General features: G+C 72.8%; 14 protein-coding genes. 9 read left to right on the forward strand and 5 right to left on the reverse strand.

From position 1 onward, the window contains the following. Nucleotides 1–52: 52 nt before the first annotated feature. From RGQ06_RS19235 to pgi, 4 genes are read left to right on the forward strand one after another with little or no spacing between them, the layout of a single operon-like run. Nucleotides 53–1,474, forward strand: coding sequence for a diguanylate cyclase domain-containing protein (locus tag RGQ06_RS19235; protein ID WP_432428000.1), 1,422 nt, complete (start codon nucleotides 53–55; stop codon nucleotides 1,472–1,474). A 20-nt stretch (nucleotides 1,475–1,494) separates the two neighbouring features. Beyond that, the gene (locus RGQ06_RS19240) at nucleotides 1,495–3,339 is read left to right on the forward strand and encodes an ABC transporter ATP-binding protein (protein WP_432428001.1); all 1,845 of its coding nucleotides are present in this window, start codon (nucleotides 1,495–1,497) and stop codon (nucleotides 3,337–3,339) included. Next, complete coding sequence (locus RGQ06_RS19245; protein ID WP_432428002.1) at nucleotides 3,336–5,153, forward strand: ABC transporter ATP-binding protein; 1,818 nt, start codon at nucleotides 3,336–3,338, stop codon at nucleotides 5,151–5,153. The genes RGQ06_RS19240 and RGQ06_RS19245 overlap by 4 nt, the downstream gene beginning before the upstream one ends. Before the next feature lie 10 nt (nucleotides 5,154–5,163). Further along, nucleotides 5,164–6,810 carry a glucose-6-phosphate isomerase gene (gene pgi / locus RGQ06_RS19250; RefSeq protein WP_432428003.1) on the forward strand — a complete coding sequence of 549 codons (1,647 nt, stop codon included), beginning with the start codon at nucleotides 5,164–5,166 and terminating at the stop codon, nucleotides 6,808–6,810. Here pgi and RGQ06_RS19255 read toward each other — a convergent pair whose 3' ends face one another. Further along, on the reverse strand, nucleotides 6,811–7,683 hold the full coding sequence (locus RGQ06_RS19255; RefSeq protein WP_432428004.1) for an alpha/beta fold hydrolase: 873 nt from the start codon (nucleotides 7,681–7,683) through the stop codon (nucleotides 6,811–6,813). It abuts the gene before it with no gap. Between the two features lie 120 nt (nucleotides 7,684–7,803). Between RGQ06_RS19255 and RGQ06_RS19260 the strand changes: the two genes are divergently transcribed. Beyond that, a complete protein-coding gene (locus tag RGQ06_RS19260) occupies nucleotides 7,804–9,009 on the forward strand; it encodes an MFS transporter (protein WP_432428005.1) in 1,206 nt (401 codons plus the stop codon). Nucleotides 9,010–9,107: 98 nt separating this feature from the next. Here the strand turns inward: RGQ06_RS19260 and RGQ06_RS19265 are convergent, their stop codons facing one another. Beyond that, nucleotides 9,108–9,740: an alpha/beta hydrolase gene (locus tag RGQ06_RS19265; protein WP_432428006.1), complete on the reverse strand. Its 633-nt coding sequence runs from the start codon at nucleotides 9,738–9,740 to the stop codon at nucleotides 9,108–9,110. Between the two features lie 185 nt (nucleotides 9,741–9,925). Between RGQ06_RS19265 and RGQ06_RS19270 the strand changes: the two genes are divergently transcribed. Further along, on the forward strand, nucleotides 9,926–11,632 hold the full coding sequence (locus RGQ06_RS19270; RefSeq protein WP_432428007.1) for a diguanylate cyclase: 1,707 nt from the start codon (nucleotides 9,926–9,928) through the stop codon (nucleotides 11,630–11,632). Here the strand turns inward: RGQ06_RS19270 and RGQ06_RS19275 are convergent. After that, nucleotides 11,601–12,641, reverse strand: a complete 1,041-nt coding sequence (locus RGQ06_RS19275) for an LLM class F420-dependent oxidoreductase (protein ID WP_432428008.1) — start codon at nucleotides 12,639–12,641, stop codon at nucleotides 11,601–11,603. The genes RGQ06_RS19270 and RGQ06_RS19275 overlap by 32 nt on opposite strands. A 58-nt stretch (nucleotides 12,642–12,699) precedes the next feature. Further along, the gene (locus RGQ06_RS19280; RefSeq protein WP_432428009.1) at nucleotides 12,700–13,362 is read right to left on the reverse strand and encodes a TetR/AcrR family transcriptional regulator; all 663 of its coding nucleotides are present in this window, start codon (nucleotides 13,360–13,362) and stop codon (nucleotides 12,700–12,702) included. Between the two features lie 63 nt (nucleotides 13,363–13,425). Between RGQ06_RS19280 and RGQ06_RS19285 the strand changes: the two genes are divergently transcribed. Then, nucleotides 13,426–14,418, forward strand: coding sequence for an isopenicillin N synthase family dioxygenase (locus RGQ06_RS19285; protein WP_432428010.1), 993 nt, complete (start codon nucleotides 13,426–13,428; stop codon nucleotides 14,416–14,418). Here RGQ06_RS19285 and RGQ06_RS19290 read toward each other — a convergent pair. Then, nucleotides 14,397–15,473 carry a ResA-like WAxxUGC motif-containing protein gene (locus RGQ06_RS19290; RefSeq protein ID WP_432428011.1) on the reverse strand — a complete coding sequence of 359 codons (1,077 nt, stop codon included), beginning with the start codon at nucleotides 15,471–15,473 and terminating at the stop codon, nucleotides 14,397–14,399. The genes RGQ06_RS19285 and RGQ06_RS19290 overlap by 22 nt on opposite strands. Nucleotides 15,474–15,636: 163 nt before the next feature. Between RGQ06_RS19290 and RGQ06_RS19295 the strand changes: the two genes are divergently transcribed. Together RGQ06_RS19295 and RGQ06_RS19300 are read left to right on the forward strand one after the other, a co-directional pair. After that, complete coding sequence (locus RGQ06_RS19295; protein ID WP_432428012.1) at nucleotides 15,637–16,875, forward strand: DUF4214 domain-containing protein; 1,239 nt, start codon at nucleotides 15,637–15,639, stop codon at nucleotides 16,873–16,875. Between the two features lie 125 nt (nucleotides 16,876–17,000). Further along, complete coding sequence (locus RGQ06_RS19300; RefSeq protein WP_432428013.1) at nucleotides 17,001–18,257, forward strand: DUF4214 domain-containing protein; 1,257 nt, start codon at nucleotides 17,001–17,003, stop codon at nucleotides 18,255–18,257. Nucleotides 18,258–18,268: the final 11 nt, after the last annotated feature.

An 18,268-nucleotide genomic window follows, 5' to 3' on the forward strand; every position in this document is an offset into this window, starting at 1 on the left:
CGGACCCGTTCAGCTCGTGCTCCGCGGTCGGTGCGTCACTTAGCGTGGCAACGTGGACGAGGCGGACGGCACCGAGGACCACCTGCGCTGGCGGGTCACGCACGCGGCGCGGGCTGCCGTCGTCGCGCTCGGGGGCACCACCGCGGTGCTGCTCGACGAGGCGGGCGACGCCGTCGGCCTCTGGCTGCCGCTGGCGGCGTTCGTGGCGGTCACGGCCGCGATCGACCGGCGCCGCCCCGTGCTCGCGCTGTGGGCGCTGGACCTCGTCGTCGTGCTCGGCCTCCGGGCCATGGACGACCACCCCTACGGTACGGAACCGCTCCTCGCGCTGATCGCCGTGACCGTCGCCGCCGGCGCGCTCGGGCGGGCCCGCGGCGTGGTCGCCACGGTGGTCGCCGGCGCGCTGTCCTTCCTGCTGGGGATGCCCGAGCGATGGGACCGGCCGTGGACGGAGTTCCCGGCGTCGCTCGCCGTGCTCACGTCGTTGGCCGTCGCCGGCCACGTCGTCGGCGCCATCGAGCACCGCTCCCGCCAGGCCGGCCGGCAGGCCGAGGAGCGGAGCAACCAGCTCCAGGCCGTGCTGTCGGCGGTGCTCCACAGCGACCACCGCGGCATCGTCGTGGGTGACGGCGAGGGCCGGGTGGTCGAAGCCAACGCCGCCGCCCACCGGCTGCTCCAGCCGGCTTCGGGCGAGGTCGTCGACGACGGGAGCCGTGAGCTGCTGCCCGAACGGATGCTGGACGACGACGGCCACCGGGTCGACCCGGACGATCTGCCCGCGCAGGTCGCGCGCCGCACCGGAGCGGTCGTGCCCGAGCGGGTCCTCGGGCTCGACGGTGGAGACGAGCGCTGGCTCGCCGTGAGCGCCTTCCCCGTCGACACGCCCGACGGTCGCTGGGTGGTGACCCAGCTCCGCGACGTCACCGCCGAGACGCGCACCGTCGTCGGCCTCCGGCGCCAGGCCGCCGTCGACCCCCTCACCGGCGTCGGCAACCGGCGCCTGCTCGAGTGGACCGTGGAGGACCTCGTCGATCCCGAGGAGCAGGTCGGTGTGGTCCTGCTCGACATCGACCGGTTCAAGGCGGTGAACGACGTCCACGGACACGCCGTGGGCGATCAGGTCCTGCGCCAGATCGCCGAGCGCATCCACGCGGTGTGCCGCCCCGACGACGTGGCCATCCGCCTGGGCGGTGACGAGTTCGTGCTCGTGCTGCGCCGCCTCGAAGCGCTCGCCGACGCCGACGTCATCGTCGACCGGATCGCCGGCGCGCTGCGGGCCCCCTTCACCACCGACGCTGGTCTGCTCGACGTCGGTTGCAGCCTCGGTTCCACCGCGGGATCGGCGCTCGAGGCCAAGCGGCTGGTGCGCGAAGCGGATCGGCTGATGTACGTCACGAAGTCCGCCGGACAGCAGGATCCAGGCCTCGCGGAAGTCCTCCCAGCAGGGATGGATCGGGTGCGGGATCGGGCGTGAGCACGCCGTAGCGTGCTCTCGTGCCCACGGTGGAGGACGAGGCGGAGACCACCGCCATGCAACACGGAGCCACGCCGGGCGTCATGCGGCGCGGCGTCTCGCTGCTCGCGGAGATCCTGCGCACCAACCCCTGGCCGGCCGCGGGCGCCATCGCCGGCGCCGTCGTGTTCGCCGCCGCGTCGGTCGCCGGCGCGGTCATCCTCGGTCGGGTCACCGACGACCTGATCCTGCCGGCCGTCGAGGGTCGACCCGAGGTCGGGGCGGCGCTCGTCGGGGGCGGCGTGATCGTCGGCATGGCCGTGATCCGCTCCGCCGGCGTCGTCGCCCGCCGGTACTTCGGCATCATGACCGCCCGGCGGATGCAGATGCAGTGGTTCAACCGCCTCGGCGACCACTACGTCGAGCAGCCCCTCCCCTTCTTCTTCGGCCAGCCCACGGGCAAGCTGCTGGCGCACGCCGACAACGACGCCGAACGCTCCGCGTTCGCCATGCAGCCCCTGCCGATGTCGATCGGCGCCGTCGTGATGCTCGTGTTCGGCACGATCAACCTCGCCCTGCTCGACCCGTTGCTGCTCGCGATCGGGCTCGGCCTGTTCCCGTCGCTGATCGTGATGAACCGCCTCTACACGACGCGGGTCGTGGGCCCGTCGGCGCGCGCCCAGGCCCACGTCGGCGACGTGTCCTCGGTGGCCCACGAGAGCTTCGAGGGCGCGCTCGTGGTGAAGCTCCTCGGGCTCGAGGCCCGGGAGTCGACCCGGATGCGGGCGGCCGCCGGGGACCTCCGGCGCGAACGCCTCGTCATCGGCCGCCTGCGGGCGGCCTTCGAACCGGCCATCGAGGCGCTCCCCAACCTCGGCACGGTCGCCCTCCTCGCCGTGGGCGCCTGGCGGGTCTCCGAGGACGTCATCACCACCGGTGACCTGGTCCAGGCGATGGTGCTGTTCGCCATCCTCGCCTTCCCGATGCGGGTCATCGGGTTCCTGCTCGAGGAGCTCCCGCGCTCGGTCGTGAGCCGCGAGCGCATCGTCGACGTCCTCGACATCGACCACCGGGTCACCGGCGCCCCGCTGGTGCCGGGACCCGACGGACGCCGCCACCTCCCCGAGGGGCCGCTGCCGCTGTCCGTGCGGGACCTGTCGTTCGGCTACGGCGACGAGCAGGTCCTCGACGCCATCAGCTTCGACATCGAGCCGAGCGGCGTCGTCGCCATCGTCGGGGCCACCGGCAGCGGCAAGTCCACCCTGTGCAACCTCCTCGCCGGCCTCGCCCGGCCGAGCACGGGGGAGATCGCCCTCGGCGACGTCCCGCTCCGCCTGGCCGACCCGATGGACCTGCGCAGCGCGGTCGCGCTCGTGTTCCAGGAGACGTTCCTGTTCGCCGACACGATCCTCGAGAACCTCACCCTGGGCGAGGCCGTCGACGAGGATCGGCTGCAGTGGGCCATCGACATCGCCCAGGCCGGCTACGTGGACGACCTCGCCCACGGGCGCGACACGATCGTGGGCGAGCGGGGCGTCACGCTCTCGGGCGGGCAGCGCCAGCGGCTCGCCCTCGCACGCGCCCTGCTGCGGCACCCACGGCTGCTGCTCCTCGACGACGCCACGTCGGCCATCGACCCGGTCATCGAGCAGCGCATCCTCGACGGGCTGCGCGAGGACCTCGACACCACGACGTTGGTCGTGGCCCACCGGGTGGCCACCATCCGCCTCGCCGACCGCGTGCTGTTCCTCGACGGTGGGCGCCTCGTCGGTGACGGCACCCACGACGAGCTGCTCGCCCGCGATCCGCAGTACGCCGCCCTCGTGCGCGCGTACGAGCAGGCCGGCGACGCCGTGGTCGACGACCTCCCGGGAGCCCAACCGTGAGCGAGACCGACACCGACGGCGCCATCGCGGTCCTGCGCCGCGGCATCGCTGCCACCCCGGAGCTCAAGGTCGGCATCGCGTTCACCGTCGGCATGGCCATCTCGAGCGGCGCCGGTCGCCTCGCCGTGCCCGTCCTCATCCAGCAGATCCTCGACCGGGGCGTGCTGGGCGACGACGGGTTCCAGCCCGGCTTCGTCTACCCGGCCTGCATCGTGGCCCTGGTCGCCATCCTCGGCCTGTTCGCCCTCGCCCGGGCCACCTACCTCCGGCTCATCCGCACCGCCGAGGACGCGCTCTACGCACTGCGCGTGCGCACCTTCGACCACATCCACCGCCTCGCCATCGCCGACCACACCGAGTCCCGCCGCGGCGAGCTCGTGGCCCGGGTCACCTCCGACGTGGAGACGCTGGCCCAGTTCACCCAGTGGGGCGCGATCGCCTGGATCGTCAACAGCTCGGTGATCTTCGGGACCCTGCTGGTCATGCTCGTGTACTCGTGGCAGCTGACCGTGCTCGTGCTGATCGCCTTCCTCCCGCTGCTGCCGCTGATGCGTGCGCTCCAGCGCCGCCAGCTGGCGGCCTACGACGAGGTCCGCGACACCGTGGGCTCGACGATGTCCGAGGTGTCCGAGGCCGTCACCGGGTCGGCGGTGGTCCGGGCCTACGGGCTCGAGGACCGCACCCGCCGCCGGCTGCGCACCGCCATGGCCGGCCAGTACCGCGCCCACCTGCGAGCCGGCCTGTTCTTCGCCCTCCTCTTCCCGCTGGCCGACGTCTTCGGCTCGGTCGCCATGGCCGGCGTCGCCGTCGCCGGCTCCCTCGAGGGCGACGCGCTCGGCATCACCTCCGGCGAGCTGGTCGCGTTCCTCTTCCTCGTCAACCTCCTGCTCATGCCCGTGTCGGAGCTGTCCGAGGTGTTCGACCAGACCCAGACCGCCATCGCCGGCTGGCGCAAGATCCTCGGCGTGCTGGACATGCCGGTCGACGTCGACGACCCCGAGCCCGGCGCCGAGCTGCCCGACGGCCCCCTGGGCATCGAGATCCGCGGCGTCTCGTTCGCCTACCGGGAGGGCCCCCGGGTGCTCCACCACGTCGACGTCCAGATCCCGGCGGGCACCAACGTCGCCGTCGTCGGGGAGACGGGGTCCGGCAAGTCGACCCTCGCCAAGCTCCTGTGCCGCCTCGCCGACCCCGACGAGGGCGTGATCCGGATCGGCGGCGTGGACCTGACCACCGTCGGCGGTGCCGCCCGCCGGCGCCACATCCGGATGGTTCCCCAGGACGGCTTCCTCTTCGACGACACCCTGGCCGCCAACGTGCGAATGGGCGGCGACGGGCAGGTCCAGGCCGCCACCGACGACGACGTGATCGACGCCTTCGACTCGCTCGGCCTCGGGGCGTGGGTGCGGAGCCTGCCCGACGGCATCCACACCGAGGTCGGTGAGCGCGGCGGCAACCTCTCCGTCGGCGAGCGCCAGCTCGTCGCGCTGGCGCGAGCCCAGCTGGCCGAGCCGGGCCTGCTCGTCCTCGACGAGGCCACCAGCGCGATCGACCCCGAGACCGAGCAGGCCCTCGCCGGCGCGCTCGCCCGCCTGGCGGACGGTCGCACGGTGGTCAGCATCGCCCACCGCCTCTCCACCGCCGAGCTCGCCGACCTCGTGCTGGTGTTCGACCAGGGCCGCCTCGTCGAACGGGGGCACCATCACGAGCTCCTGGCGCTCGGCGGCACCTACGCCGCCATGCACCGGTCCTGGATGGGTGCCACCCGGGACAGCTCCCATGCTGCGGACGGGGCCGGCCTGCCCCAGCCGTAGGCTCCGGGCCATGGCCGACACCCCGACGCGCAGCCCGCTCACCAGCACCTCGGCCTGGCAGGCGCTCGCCTCCCACCAGCCCCGGATGGCCGAGCTGCACCTGCGGGAGATCTTCGCCGACGACCCCGACCGCGGGGAGCGCATGGTGGTCCAGGCCGGCGACCTCCACGTCGACTTCGCCAAGCACCGGGCCACCACCGAGACCCTCGAGCTGCTCGTCCGCCTCGCCGAGGAGCGCGACGTCGCCGGCCGCCTCCACGCGCTCTTCACCGGCGAGCACGTCAACACCACCGAGGACCGCCCGGCGCTGCACACCGCCCTGCGCCGGCGTCGCGACGACCGCCTCGAGGTCGACGGCGTCGACGTGGTGACCCAGGTGCACGAGGTGCTCGACCGCCTCTCCGCCTTCGCCTCCCGCGTCCGCTCCGGCGAGTGGACCGGTTCCACCGGCCGGCCGATCCGCCACGTCGTGAACATCGGGATCGGCGGCTCCGACCTCGGGCCGGCCATGGCTGCCACGGCCCTGCGCAACTGGGTGCGCGACGACCTCGACCTCCGCTTCGTCTCCAACGTCGACGGCGACGACCTGGTCTGGGCGCTGCGCCACGTCGACCCGGAGACGACGCTGTTCATCGTCGCCTCGAAGTCGTTCACGACCCTGGAGACCCTCACCAACGCCCGCCACGCCAAGGCCTGGCTCCACGAGCGCCTCGGGTCAGAGACGCAGGTGGAGCGCCACTTCGTCGCGCTGTCCACCAACGCCGAGGCGGTCTCGGCGTTCGGCATCGACACCGAGAACATGTTCGGGTTCTGGGACTGGGTCGGGGGCCGCTACTCGCTCGACTCGGCCATCGGGCTGTCGCTGATGATCGGCATCGGCCCGACCGCCTTCGGCGAGCTGCTCGAGGGCTTCCGCCGCATCGACGACCACGTCCGTGAAGCACCGCTCGCCGAGAACGCCTCGGTGCTCATGGCGCTGCTCAACCTCTGGTACCGCAACTTCCTCGGTGCCTCCACCCAGGCGGTGCTGCCGTACAGCGACGTGCTCGCCCGCTTCCCCGCCTACCTGCAGCAGCTGGAGATGGAGTCCAACGGCAAGCGCGTCACCGTCGACGGCCAGCCGGTCGACCACCACACCGGCTCCATCGTCTGGGGCGAGCCCGGCACCAACGGCCAGCACGCCTTCTACCAGCTGCTCCACCAGGGCACGTCGATGGTGCCCTGCGACCTCATCGGCTTCGCGGAGCCGACCGACCAGTCGCTGGTGTCGGAGCACCACGACCTGCTCACGGCGAACATGCTCGCCCAGGCCGAGGCCCTCGCCTTCGGCCGCACCGCCGAGGAGGTGGAAGCCAGCGGCGTGGCCCCGTCGCTCGTGCCCCACCGCACGTTCCCCGGCAACGTGCCCTCGACCACGATCCTCGCGCCTCGGCTGACGCCGTCGGTGCTCGGCCAGCTGGTCGCGCTCTACGAGCACAAGGTCGCGGCGCAGGGCTTCCTGTGGGGCATCAACAGCTTCGACCAGTGGGGCGTGGAGCTCGGCAAGCAGCTGGCCACCACGATCGCGTCGGAGATCGCCGACGGGACCGACGGCGACCACGACTCCAGCACCACCGCCCTGCTCCGCCGCTACCGGGCGATGCGGGGCGAGCTGTAGCTACTCGGCTTCGGTCGCCTCGGTGGGCTCGGCCTCGCCGGCATCCGAGTCGCCCTCAGCCTCGGGCTCGCCGGCGGCGAGGGAGTCGAGGAAGCGCTTCAGCACCTCGTTGAACTCCACCGGGTTCTCGAGGTTCGGCAGGTGCGAGCTGTCCTTGATGACGGTCAGCTCGCCGTCGGCGACGAGGCGGGTGATGAGGGTGGACTCGGCCAGCGGGGTGATGCGGTCGAGCTCACCGGCGATCACCAGGGTCTTGCGGGGCATGCCGCGCAGCGCACCCATCGCGTCGGGGCGGTTCTTCATCGCCTCGAGCGCGGCGATCCAGCCCTCGGGCAGGTTGTGCTGCATCAGCGCCAGCACGTACTCGACCAGCTCGGACCGCTCGAGGGAGCCCTGCGACAGGAGGTTGTCCACCATGCCCTTGGCCAGGGTGGCGAGGTCCTCGCCGCCCTCGAGGGCCTGCTGCTGGGCCGTGCGCTTCTCCCAGGTGTCGACGTCGTCGGACTTGGGACGGGTCGCCACGAGCACCAGCGGGCCGAGCTTGTCGAGGTGGCGCCGGACGAGGGCGAACACGAGGTAGCCGCCCATCGATGCCGCGACGATCGGTGGCTGCTCCAGGCCGAGCTCGTCGAGCACGCCGGCAACCAGATCGGCCCACCGGTCCATGGTGGTGGCCTTGGGGTCGGTCGGTGCCGGGCTGCTGCCGAAGCCGGGCAGGTCGATGCCGATGACTCGGTGGTCGGCCTCGAGCGCCGCGTACTGGTACTCCCACATCGCCGCGTTGAACGGGAAGGCGTGGAGGAACACGACCGGGTCACCGTTGCCACGGTCGACCACGTGCAGCTCTTGGCCGGCGATGGTCACGGTGGTCATGAGGTCCTCCGAGGGGGAATCGCGGGCGATCCCGAGTTTCTCCCGCGACCCCGGTGGTCCGCAAACCGGCCTCGCAGCGTGTCCGGATCACCACGTCTCCTGTGGGAAGATCATCCGAGAATGGGAGCCCACCTGCGGATCGATCCGAAGCTCCCCGCGCCCTTCCAGCGGTTGCGGGCAGCGGCGTGGGCGTCGAACTTCGGCGACGGCGTGCGCAACGCCGCCCTGCCCCTGATCGCCGCCGGGCTCGACGGCTCGGCCACGACCGTCGCGGTGGTCGCCGCCGCCGGCACGCTGCCCTTCGCCGTGCTCGGCCTGCCCGCGGGCACGATGGCGGACCGCCGGCGACGGGTGCCGCTCATCGTCTCCGCGCACCTCTTCCGCTTCGTGGTCATGGCCGGGCTCGCAGCGGTGATCCTGCTGGACGCCACGACGGTCGGCGTGCTCGTCGGTGCCGCCTTCCTGCTCGGGTGCGGTGAAGCCGTCGCCGACTCCGCCAGCCCGGCCCTGCTCCCCGACCTGGTCGACGACGACCGCCTCGAGGAGGCCAACGGCGAGCTCGAGACCGCCGAGCTGGTGGCCAACGACCTCGTCGGCCCGTCGATCGGCGGCACGCTCACCGCGCTGTCGAGCTCGTTGCCCTTCGTCGTCGACGCCGCGTCGTTCCTCGCCGCCGGCGCGCTCGTGCGCACCGTCGACGTGGACGAGTCCCACACCCACGACCCGCCGGCGAGCACCTGGTGGGCCGACCTGCGGGAGGGGGCGAGGACGTCCTGGACCAACCCGGTGCTGCGGAGCACCGGCGCCCTCATCGTGCTGCTGCAGCTCGGGAGCATCGCGGCGATCGCCCCGATCGTCATCTACCTGACCGAGCGCCTCGACCTGAGCCCCACCGGCTACGGCATCTTCCTCAGCATCGGCTCCCTCGGCGGCCTGGCCGGCGCCCGCAGCGTCAAGCGCCTGGTCAAGCGCCGACAGCCCTTCCACGTCCTGCTCGCCTCGCTCGCCCTCACCGTCGTGGCCTTCCTGCTGATGGCCGTGCCCTCCCTGCCCGTGGTCACGGTGGGCTTCGCCCTGTCCTTCGCCGCCGTGGTCACCGGCCGCATCATCGTGATCGCCGCCCGCCAGCGCAGCGTCCCCGGCCGGCTCCTCGGCCGGGCCCAGGGCACCATCCGCTCGCTGCTGTGGACCGCGGCCACGGTCGGGGCGCTCCTCGGCGGCGCGATCAGCGACGGCATCGGCGTGCAGGCGCCGTTCCTGTTCGCCGCCGCCGTCACCGCGCTGGCGACCGTCCTGATCGGACCGTCCCTCCGGCGAGTGCTCTAGGAACTGGCAGCGGACACGGAACACACGGGCTTCGTGTTCCGTGGCTGCTGCCAGTTTCCTCCGGACGGCCCGCACTGGAGCGGGTCCCGTCCCCAGTCTCAGGCGAGGTGGGTGGGGATCCAGTCGGTGAGCCTGGCGCGGAGCTCGTCGCCGGCTTCGGCCAGGAGGTGGCCGGCGCCGGGGAGGATCACCAGCTCGCCGTGGCCGCCGGCGAGCGCGTGCACGACCTCGCTGGCGAAGGCCGGCAGGATCTCGTCCCGGTCGCCGTGCACCAGCAGCATCGGGGTGTCGGCGAGCCCCTCGGCGTCCTCGCACCCGGCGGACTGCGTCGCCAGGGTGACGACCCCGCCGGCGTGGTCGCCGAGGGCCATGCCGAGCTGCACGGCGACGGCCCCGCCGAAGGAGTGGCCCACCGTGACGAAGCGGCGGGCACCCTGGCGGGCGGCGACGTCGGCGACGGCGAGGGCGTCGTGCACGCAGCGACCGAAGTCGTTGGGCGTGCGGTAGGAGACGCGGAAGGTGGCGATCCCCTGCTCGGCGAGGGCGACGCCGACGTCGTGGTAGAGGCCGTCGGCGGGGCCGAGCAGGCCGCCCATGGCGCCGCCGAGCATGATCACGGCCCGGTCGGCCTCGACCGGGCCGTGCCAGAGCACGGTGAGCAGGCCCTGCATGGTGAACAGCTCTACGTGGCGGAACCCGTCGGCGACCTCGACCTGCTGGCGGGCCAGCACGCCGAGGCGATCGTAGGGACCGGCCGGCGCGCCGGTCGGCCCCGTTGGGCTGCTCGTACCTTCGTCCACTGCCGTCCCCTCCCGTCCGGGCGGAATCGACCGTAGCCGGGAGGTCCGAGCAGGCGTCACCCTGGGTAGAGCACCGGCCACACACCGACCATTGGCCTCCCTGCCCAACGCACCCTTTGCCCACACCACCACCGGACGCCGTCGAGCTCGACCTGCACCTGGCGACGCGCGTCCTGGAGCTCGTGCGGCGGATGCCGCACCTGGTCGGCCTGACCGACGGGACGGGCGAGGTGCTGTGGCTGAACGCGGCCGGAAGGCGCTTCGTCGGTGCGCAGCCCGGCCAGCACCTGACCACCGCGGACCTCTTCACCGAGGCCGTGTTCGACCGCTACTACGCCAGCATCCGACCTGCGCTGGTGCGTGACGGGGTCTGGACCGGCGAGCTCCCGGTGCGGCGCGCCGACGGGTCCGAGGGCGTCGTCGACGTGGTGCTCACCGGTGATGTCGGGGCCGACGGCGAGGTCCGCTGGATCGGCGCCCTGGCCGTGGACGTCACCTCCCAGCACGAGCGGGAGGCAGAGCTGTCGCACCAGGCATCGCACGATCCGCTCACCGGTCTCGCCAACCGGATGCTCCTCCTCGACCGCCTCGACGTCGCCGTGTCCATCGCCACCCGGCTCGGCTCACCGGTGGCCGTCCTGACCCTCGACCTCGACGGGTTCAAGGCGGTCAACGACGAGTACGGCCACGCGGTGGGCGACCGCCTCCTCCAGCAGGTGACGGCCCGGATCCAGTCCGCGGTGCGGCCCGCCGACACCGTGGCCCGGCTGGGCGGGGACGAGTTCGTCGTGATCGTGCACCCGCCCGAGGAGCGGTCGGCGGCCATGGCCGTCGCCGAGCGCATCCGGGACCAGATCGGGATGCTCGACTACATGGTCGGCGACCACCGGATCCGCGTCACCGCCAGCATCGGGCTGACCCTGTCCCAGCCGGGCGCGACCGTCGAACCCGACGCGCTGCTCGCCGCCGCCGACCGGGGCATGTACCGGGCCAAGCGCAGCGGCGGGAACTGCGTCCGGGTCGCGGGCGGCGACCGACCCGGCATCCTCGGTCACGCCGAGGACATGGGCGACCAGCTCGCCCGCGCCCTCGCCGAGGGCCAGGTCGTCGCCGCGTTCGAGCCGGTGGTCGACATCAGCACGCAGGAGCTGTGCGCCCTCCAGGTGCTGGCCCGCTGGGAGCACCCGGAGCTCGGCCGCCTGCCGGCCCGGAGCTTCGCCGAGGAGGCTCTCGTCACCGGCTACGCCGACCTCATCTGGTGGGCAGCGACCCGGCACGCCCTCCGGGCGGCGGCTGGCGCGCACCCCGATGTCCCGATCCACATCACCCTGGCCACGTCCCAGCTCCGCGACGAAGACGTCGTCGGCCGCCTCCGCGCCCTGCGGGACCTCGCCCCTGACGCCGAGATCCTCCTACGGGTCGACGCGCACAGCGTCCTGGACATCACGACCATGGGCCAGGAGGTCATCGACGTGCTCGGCCGGGACGGGCTCCGGCTCGTGCTCAGCGGGCACGGGCGCCGGGGACTCCCCCTCGGCCTGCTCGCCTCACTGCCCCTCGCCGCCGTCGAGCTCGACCCGTCGCTGGTGCAGGACGTGGCGGACAACCCGAAGGCGATCACCCTGGCCACCCGCCTGGCCACCACCCTCGGCGTGCCCTGCATCGCGCAGGTGGACGACGCCGCCGAGCTCCCGCGCCTGGCGGTGCTCGGCGTGACATCGGTGTCGGGGTGGGTGGCCGGCAGCGAGTGGGATGCCGACGAGCTGGCCGCCGAGATGGCAGCCCGGCGGGCTACTCGGCCCAGGCCTTCACCTTCTCGATGATCTCCAGGGGCTTGTCCCCGACCGGGGTGATCTGCAGGTGGGTGACGCCGGCGGCCTTGTAGGCCTGGATGCGCTCCTTGACCCAGCCCTCGTCGCCGACCATGGCGGTGGCGTCGAGGAAGTCGTCGGGCACCAGCGCGGCGGCCTCGTCCTTCTTGCCGTCGAGGTAGAGGTCCTGGATCTTCTCCGCCTCCTCCTCGTAGCCGTAGCGCTTGAAGATGTTGTTGTAGAAGTTCTTGCCCTTGGCGCCCATGCCGCCGACGTAGAGCGCGGTCATCGGGCGGGCGAAGTCGCGGATGCCGTCGGCCACGGACTTGTCATCGGTGATGGCCACGGTGCCCCCGGCGGCGATCTGGAGCGGGCCGAGGTCGCTGCTGCGCTTGGCGAACCCGTCGTCGAGGTCGTCGCCCCACACGTCGCGGGCCTTGTCGGGGTGGAAGAACACCGGCAGCCAGCCGTCGGCGAGCTCGGCGGTCATCGACACGTTCTTGTGCCCGAGGCTGGCCACCCAGATCGGGATGTTCTCGCGCACGGGGCGGTTGATCAGCTTGAGCGGCTTGCCGAGGCCGGAGCCCTGGTCGGCCGGGAGCGGCAGCGTGTAGGCCTCGCCCTGGTACTCGAGGCGCTCGCGCCGCCAGACGATGCGGCAGATGTCGATGAGCTCGCGGGTGCGGGTGAGGGGCTTGTCGTACTTGACCCCGTGCCAGCCCTCGATGACCTGGGGGCCGGAGGCGCCGAGGCCGAGCACGAAGCGGCCCTGGGACACGGCGTCGAGGCCGGCGGCAGTGGAGGCGGTGAGCGCCGGGGTGCGGGAGTAGATCGGGAAGATTCCCGACGCCAGCTCCATGGTCTCGGTCTTGGCGGCGAGGTAGCCCAGGATGCTGACGGCGTCGAAGCTGTACAGCTCGGCCACCCAGATCATGTCGACGCCGGCCTTCTCGTAGTCGGCGGCGGTGGCGGCGGCCTGCACCGGGTCACCCGAGTAGTTGAGGGTCATGGAGAGCTTCATAGGTGGTTCTTCCTACCATCACCGGCGGTCCTGGTAACACGCGTTGCCCGCTGCCGGGCTACGGGGACCAACCGAGCAGCCCCTCCAGGCCGGGCAGCACCAGGGCGGTGTACAGGTCGGCGAGCTCGGCAGCGGGGCGATCGGGGTGCCGGCTCCACCACCGACCGAGGGCCTCGAACGCACCGTTCATCGCGGTGGCCACGGCCTCGACCAGCTCGGGCTCCACCGTCGCACCGCCGGCCTGCGCGGTGGCCGCGAGCTGGGCGGCGACGAAGCCGTCCTGGCGGGCACGGATCGCCTCGATGGCCGCCGAGGCGGGGGCATCGTCGGATGCCAGCAGCGCGTCCCACAGCGCACGCCGCTCGCCGATGAACTCGAACCAGGCGAGCGCGCCGGCCCGAAGCCGGGTGGCGTCGCCGTCGCCGGCATCGAGCACGGCCTGCGCGACCCGGGCGGCGAGGGCATCGGCGGCCCGGGCCATGCACGCCTCGAAGACCTCGTGCTTGGAGCCGACCAGCTCGTAGACGATCGGCTTGGTCACGCCGGCGCCGGCGGCGACGTCGTCCATCGAGGTGGCGGCGTAGCCCTGCGCCACGAAGAGCTCCTCCGCCACGGCCAGGAGCTGGCGCCGGCGCAGCTCGCGGGGCACGCGCCCGTGCGGGTGGGACCGCACCTCGGCCTCGATGGCGCGCAGCTCGCCGGTGCCCGGACTCGACTCCACCGGGCGAGGGTAGGACCGGCGCCGACACGACCCCAACCGGCCCCGATCGGGAAGACTCGGGCGATGCCCGGCATCCCCGTCATCGACTGCGGCGGCGCCCTCGCCGGCGGCGACGCCACGGAGGCCGCTGCCGCCATCGATGCCGCCTGCCGCGAGCACGGGTTCTTCGTCGTCACCGGCCACGGCATCGACCCCGGGCTGCTGACGGCCCTCGACCGGGCCGCCCGCGACTTCTTCGCCCGCCCCGCCGCCGAGAAGGCCGCCATCGCCATGGCGCGCGCCGGCGCGGCGTGGCGGGGCTGGTTCCCGCCCGGCGGCGAGCTCACCGGAGGCGTGCCCGACGGCAAGGAGGGCATCTACTTCGGCAGGGAGGACGGCCCCGACCACCCCCGCGCCCGCGCCGGCACGCCGCTGCACGGCCCCAACCTGTTCCCCGACGAACCCGACGAGCTGGCCCCGCTCGTGCTCGAGCTGCTCGACCGCCTCACCGAGCTCGGCCAGGAGGTGCTCGAGCTCGTCGCCCTCGGCCTCGGGCTGGAGCGGGACTGGTTCCGCCGCCACCTCACGGCCGATCCCACGATCCTGTTCCGCATCTTCCACTACCCCCCGGCCGGAGCGGTGCCGGAGGCGACCTGGGGGGTCCAGGAGCACACCGACTACGGGCTGCTCACCCTCCTCGCCCAGGACGACGTCGGCGGCCTCGAGGTGCGCACGCCGAGCGGCTGGATCGAGGCGCCACCCGTCCCGGACTCCTTCGTCTGCAACCTCGGCGACATGCTCGAGCGGGTGACGGGCGGGGTCTACCGCTCGACCCCGCACCGGGTGCGCCGACCGCCACGAGGACGCCTGTCGTTCCCCTTCTTCCTCGATCCGTCGTGGGACGCGCGCATCGTGCCCGTCCCCGGGTTCGGCGACACCGGCGCAGCACCGCCGCCGCGCTGGGACGGTCGGTCCGTGTTCGACTGGGACGGCACCTACGGCGAGTACCTCAGCGACAAGGTGGCCCGGGTCTTCCCCGACCAGGCGGCGTCTCTTCAGGAACCGAAGGGCTCGTAGTACGTCTCGGGGCCGAGGCGGCGCACCTCGTCCAGCCAGGACGTGCCGTACACGTCGTTGTCGGCCTGGATCAGGTCGCTCGGCTGACCCTCGGGCGTGGTCACGAAGGTCCACGCCTGGCGCTTGTAGGTCCAGTTCTCCGGGTGCAGCTCGTGGGCCCGCTTGAACCAGGCCACCGCGTCGTCGGGGTGCCCGGCCCGATGCAGGTGCTGGCCGAGCTCGAACGCGGCGGCCGCCTCGGCGTGCTCCCGGGGGCGGGGGCGGGATGCCTCCACCACCTGGTCGGGCGACAGGGCCCACCGGCTGTCGGCACCGTGCTCGACCCAGTCGCGCATCGCCTCCAGGTAGGTGGCGGCGTCGACGTTGAACTTCTGCAGCTCGGTGAGCATCTCGCCGAGGTAGCCCATGTCAGGCGTGACCTCGATCTGGCGGAGGTTGGACACCTTCACGTGCGCGGGGTGCGACGGGCGCACGACCATGCCGGCCTCGTCGATCCACACGGCGTTGGGCACGTTGACGAAGCCGAAGCGCTCGGCCGAGACGTGGGCCTCGTCGATCAGCGACGGGTGCTCGGGTGAGGCCGCGGCGATGAAGGGACCGGCGGCGTCTATCCCGCCGGTGTCCAGCGCCACGGTGACGACCTCGACGCCCGGGGGCGCCAGCTCGGTGCGCAGTGCCTGCCACACGGGCAGGTCATCGCGGCAGCCTCACCACGACGCCCAGGCGACCAGCAGCACCTTCTTGCCGTGCAGCGAGGACAGGCGGAACGGGTTGCCGTCGGCGTCAGGCAGCTCGAGCTCGGGCGCCTCGGCGGTCTCGAGGGCCCGTCCGACGACGGTGGCGGGTCCGAGCGCCACCAGGCCGTGGTCGTCGTCGCGCAGCACCGGCATGCCCAGGCGGTCGGCCAGCACGGTGACGTCGAGGCCGCCGTCGACGTGGACGTCGTCGGGCAGGGGCACGCACATGTCCGCTCGGCACGCCCCCTCGGGCTTCACGGCCCAGCCGGTGGCGGCGGCGAAGGCCGCCGGGTCCGTCGTCGTCGAGGTCAGGAGCACGGCGGCATCGTAGGTCCCCTGCGCCGCTGCCGGACGGGCGGATCGCCGACACGGATTCGCGATGGATTCGCAACGCGTTCGTCATGATGTGTCACACTCCCCGGAGCAGCCGCACCCATGCGCCCGGCACCGCCGGCGCCCGCACCCTGCCCGGGAGACGCTCGTGTCCACCGCTTTCCGTCGCGCCGCCGTCGCGATCCTCGCCCTCCTCGCCGTCACCGGCCTGGCCTCGACCCCGGCCTCCGCCTCGTCAGCGCCCGATGCCGAGACCGCGGTCCGGGACATCGTGTTCCCCGTCGACGGCGACTACCGCTACACCGACACCTACGGCGCGTGCCGCTCGGGCTGCTCCCGCGCCCACGCCGGCACCGACATCATGACCCCGAAGCTGACGCCGCTGGTCGCGGCCACCGACGCCACCGTCACCTGGCTGAAGGACACCGCCACGCCCGACGGCTCCCAGGGCAACTACCTGATGCTGGTGGACGCCGAGGGCTGGGAGTACTGGTACATCCACATCAACAACGACTCCCCCGGCACCGACGACGGCGCCAACCCCGAAGAGTGGATCTTCGCCCCCGGCATCGAGCGCGGCGCCACCGTGGAGGCCGGCGAGCTCGTCGCCTACGCCGGCGACTCCGGCAACGCCGAGCACAGCGGCTCGCACCTGCACTTCGAGATCCACAAGCCCGACGGGTCGACGATCAACCCCTACCGCTCCCTGCAGGCGGCCGAGCAGGGCGAGGCCTCCCCGCAGTACGTCACCTCCCCCGAGCACGAGCGCTTCGTCCGCGCCCTCTCGGTGGACTTCCTCGACCGGCCGGCCACCGACGACGAGGTCGCCCGCCACGCCGGCGCCATGGCCCGCGGCGAGTCCCGCGCCTCGGTCGTCGACGCCTACGCCAGCTCCGACGAGTGGGTCTCCGCGCTGGTGACGGGCTTCTACGAGTCCACCCTCGAGCGCCAGCCCGACGCCGATGGCCTGCGCCACTGGATCGACGCCATCGCCGACGGCATGACGCCCGCCGAGGTCGCCTCACACTTCTACGGCAGCGCCGAGTACTTCGCCGCCTCCGGCGACAGCGAGGCCTGGGTCCGCGACCTCTACCTGGAGATCGTGCAGCGCGAGCCCGATGCCGATGGCCTCGCCCACTGGGCCGGCAAGGCTGACGACGGGGTGGACCTGTCCACGATCGCGTCGACGTTCTACGCGTCGGCCGAGTCCCGCCAGACCCGCGTCGTCGGGCTCTACGACGCCCTCCTCGACCGGACGCCGGACCCCGGTGGACTCGCCCACTGGGCCGAGCGGCTCCTCGACGGTCGCGACATCGAGCTGGCCGTCGTGCTCGCCGTGAGCCCCGAGTACCACCAGCTCGCCCAGCAGCGCGCCGACCTCGGCTGAACGGAACCCGTCCGAACCGGACAGAAGGTCACGAACCGGTAGGACCATCGGCCCGACATCCTCAACCCGGCCCCTCGGGCGACCGATGGGACCAGGTCATGCACCAGCTGGGATCGAGGACGTCCATGTCACCCCTCCGAAGGGCCATCGCCGCCGCGGTGGTCACCCTCACCGCGCTGACCGGGCTGGTCGCGCTGGGCGCCACGCCGGCGGGCGCCGGCACCGTTGCCGTCGACGCTGAGACCGCGGTCCGAGACATCGTGTTCCCCGTCGCCGGCACGCACTCCTACAGCGACACCTTCGGCGCGTGCCGCTCGGGGTGCTCCCGCGGGCACGAGGGCACCGACATCATGACGCCCAAGCTCACCCCGCTCGTGGCCGCCCGCGACGCCACCGTCACCTGGCTGAAGGACACGGCGACCCCCGACGGCTCCCAGGGCAACTACCTGATGCTCCGGGACTCCGACGGCTGGGAGTACTGGTACATCCACATCAACAACGACTCCCCCGGCACCGACGACGGCGCCAACCCCAAGGAGTGGATCTTCGCCCCCGGCATCGAGCGCGGGGCCACGGTGAAGGCCGGCGAGCTCGTCGCCTACGCCGGCGACTCCGGCAACGCCGAGTGGACCGATTCTCACCTCCACTTCGAGATCCACAACCCCGCCGGCGAGGTCATCAACCCGTACCGCTCCCTGCAGGTGGCGCCCCACGTGCCGGCGCCGCTGGTGATCGGCACCTCACCGGTCACGGTCGCCCGCCAGGCCTTCGTCGAGGCGCTGTCCCGGGACTTCCTCGGACGTGGGGCCACCGACATCGAGCTGGCGACCATGGTCGCCGACCTCGCCGCCGGCACGAACCCGGCCACCATCGTGCGCCGGTTCGCCGGCTCCGAGGAGTGGGTGCGCACCCTGGTCGAGGGCTACTACCGCTCGACGCTCGGCCGAGCCGGTGACGCCCAGGGCACGGCCCACTGGATCTCGGTCATCCGGGCCGGGCGCACCCCGGCCAGCGTCGCCGCCGACTTCTACGGCAGCGCCGAGTACCACCAGCTCGCCGGTGGGACCGACGCCGCCTGGATCACCGACCTGTACGACGAGCTGCTCCTGCGCAGCCCGGAACCCGGTGGGGTGCAGTACTGGGTGGACCAGCTGGCCGCCGGGAAGTCGCGCCACGACGTGTCGCTGGCCTTCTACCAGTCGCTGGAATCTCGCCTGACCCGGGTCGACGGGCTCTACGACGCCCTCCTCGGCCGGCCCGCCGACACCCGGGGACGTGCCCACTGGGCCGACGTGCTGCTCGACGGCCAGGACCTGCGCCTGGCGGAGTTCCTGGCCAGCAGCGGCGAGTACTTCGGCCGGGCCGGCACCCGCTTCGGCTGACCGCGAACGCT

Source organism: Salinilacustrithrix flava, assembly GCF_041228405.1.
In the GTDB taxonomy this organism is placed as follows: domain Bacteria; phylum Actinomycetota; class Acidimicrobiia; order Acidimicrobiales; family Salinilacustritrichaceae; genus Salinilacustrithrix; species Salinilacustrithrix flava.

What these genes read in the sequence shown, in the direction of transcription:
- pgi (WP_432428003.1), top strand. Translation starts at nt 5,164, where the DNA reads ATGGCCGACACCCCGACGCGCAGCCCGCTCACCAGCACCTCGGCCTGG.
- RGQ06_RS19260 (WP_432428005.1), top strand. Translation starts at nt 7,804, where the DNA reads ATGGGAGCCCACCTGCGGATCGATCCGAAGCTCCCCGCGCCCTTCCAG.
- RGQ06_RS19300 (WP_432428013.1), top strand. Translation starts at nt 17,001, where the DNA reads ATGTCACCCCTCCGAAGGGCCATCGCCGCCGCGGTGGTCACCCTCACC.
- RGQ06_RS19255 (WP_432428004.1), bottom strand. Translation starts at nt 7,683, where the DNA reads ATGACCACCGTGACCATCGCCGGCCAAGAGCTGCACGTGGTCGACCGT.
- RGQ06_RS19285 (WP_432428010.1), top strand. Translation starts at nt 13,426, where the DNA reads ATGCCCGGCATCCCCGTCATCGACTGCGGCGGCGCCCTCGCCGGCGGC.
- RGQ06_RS19275 (WP_432428008.1), bottom strand. Translation starts at nt 12,641, where the DNA reads ATGAAGCTCTCCATGACCCTCAACTACTCGGGTGACCCGGTGCAGGCC.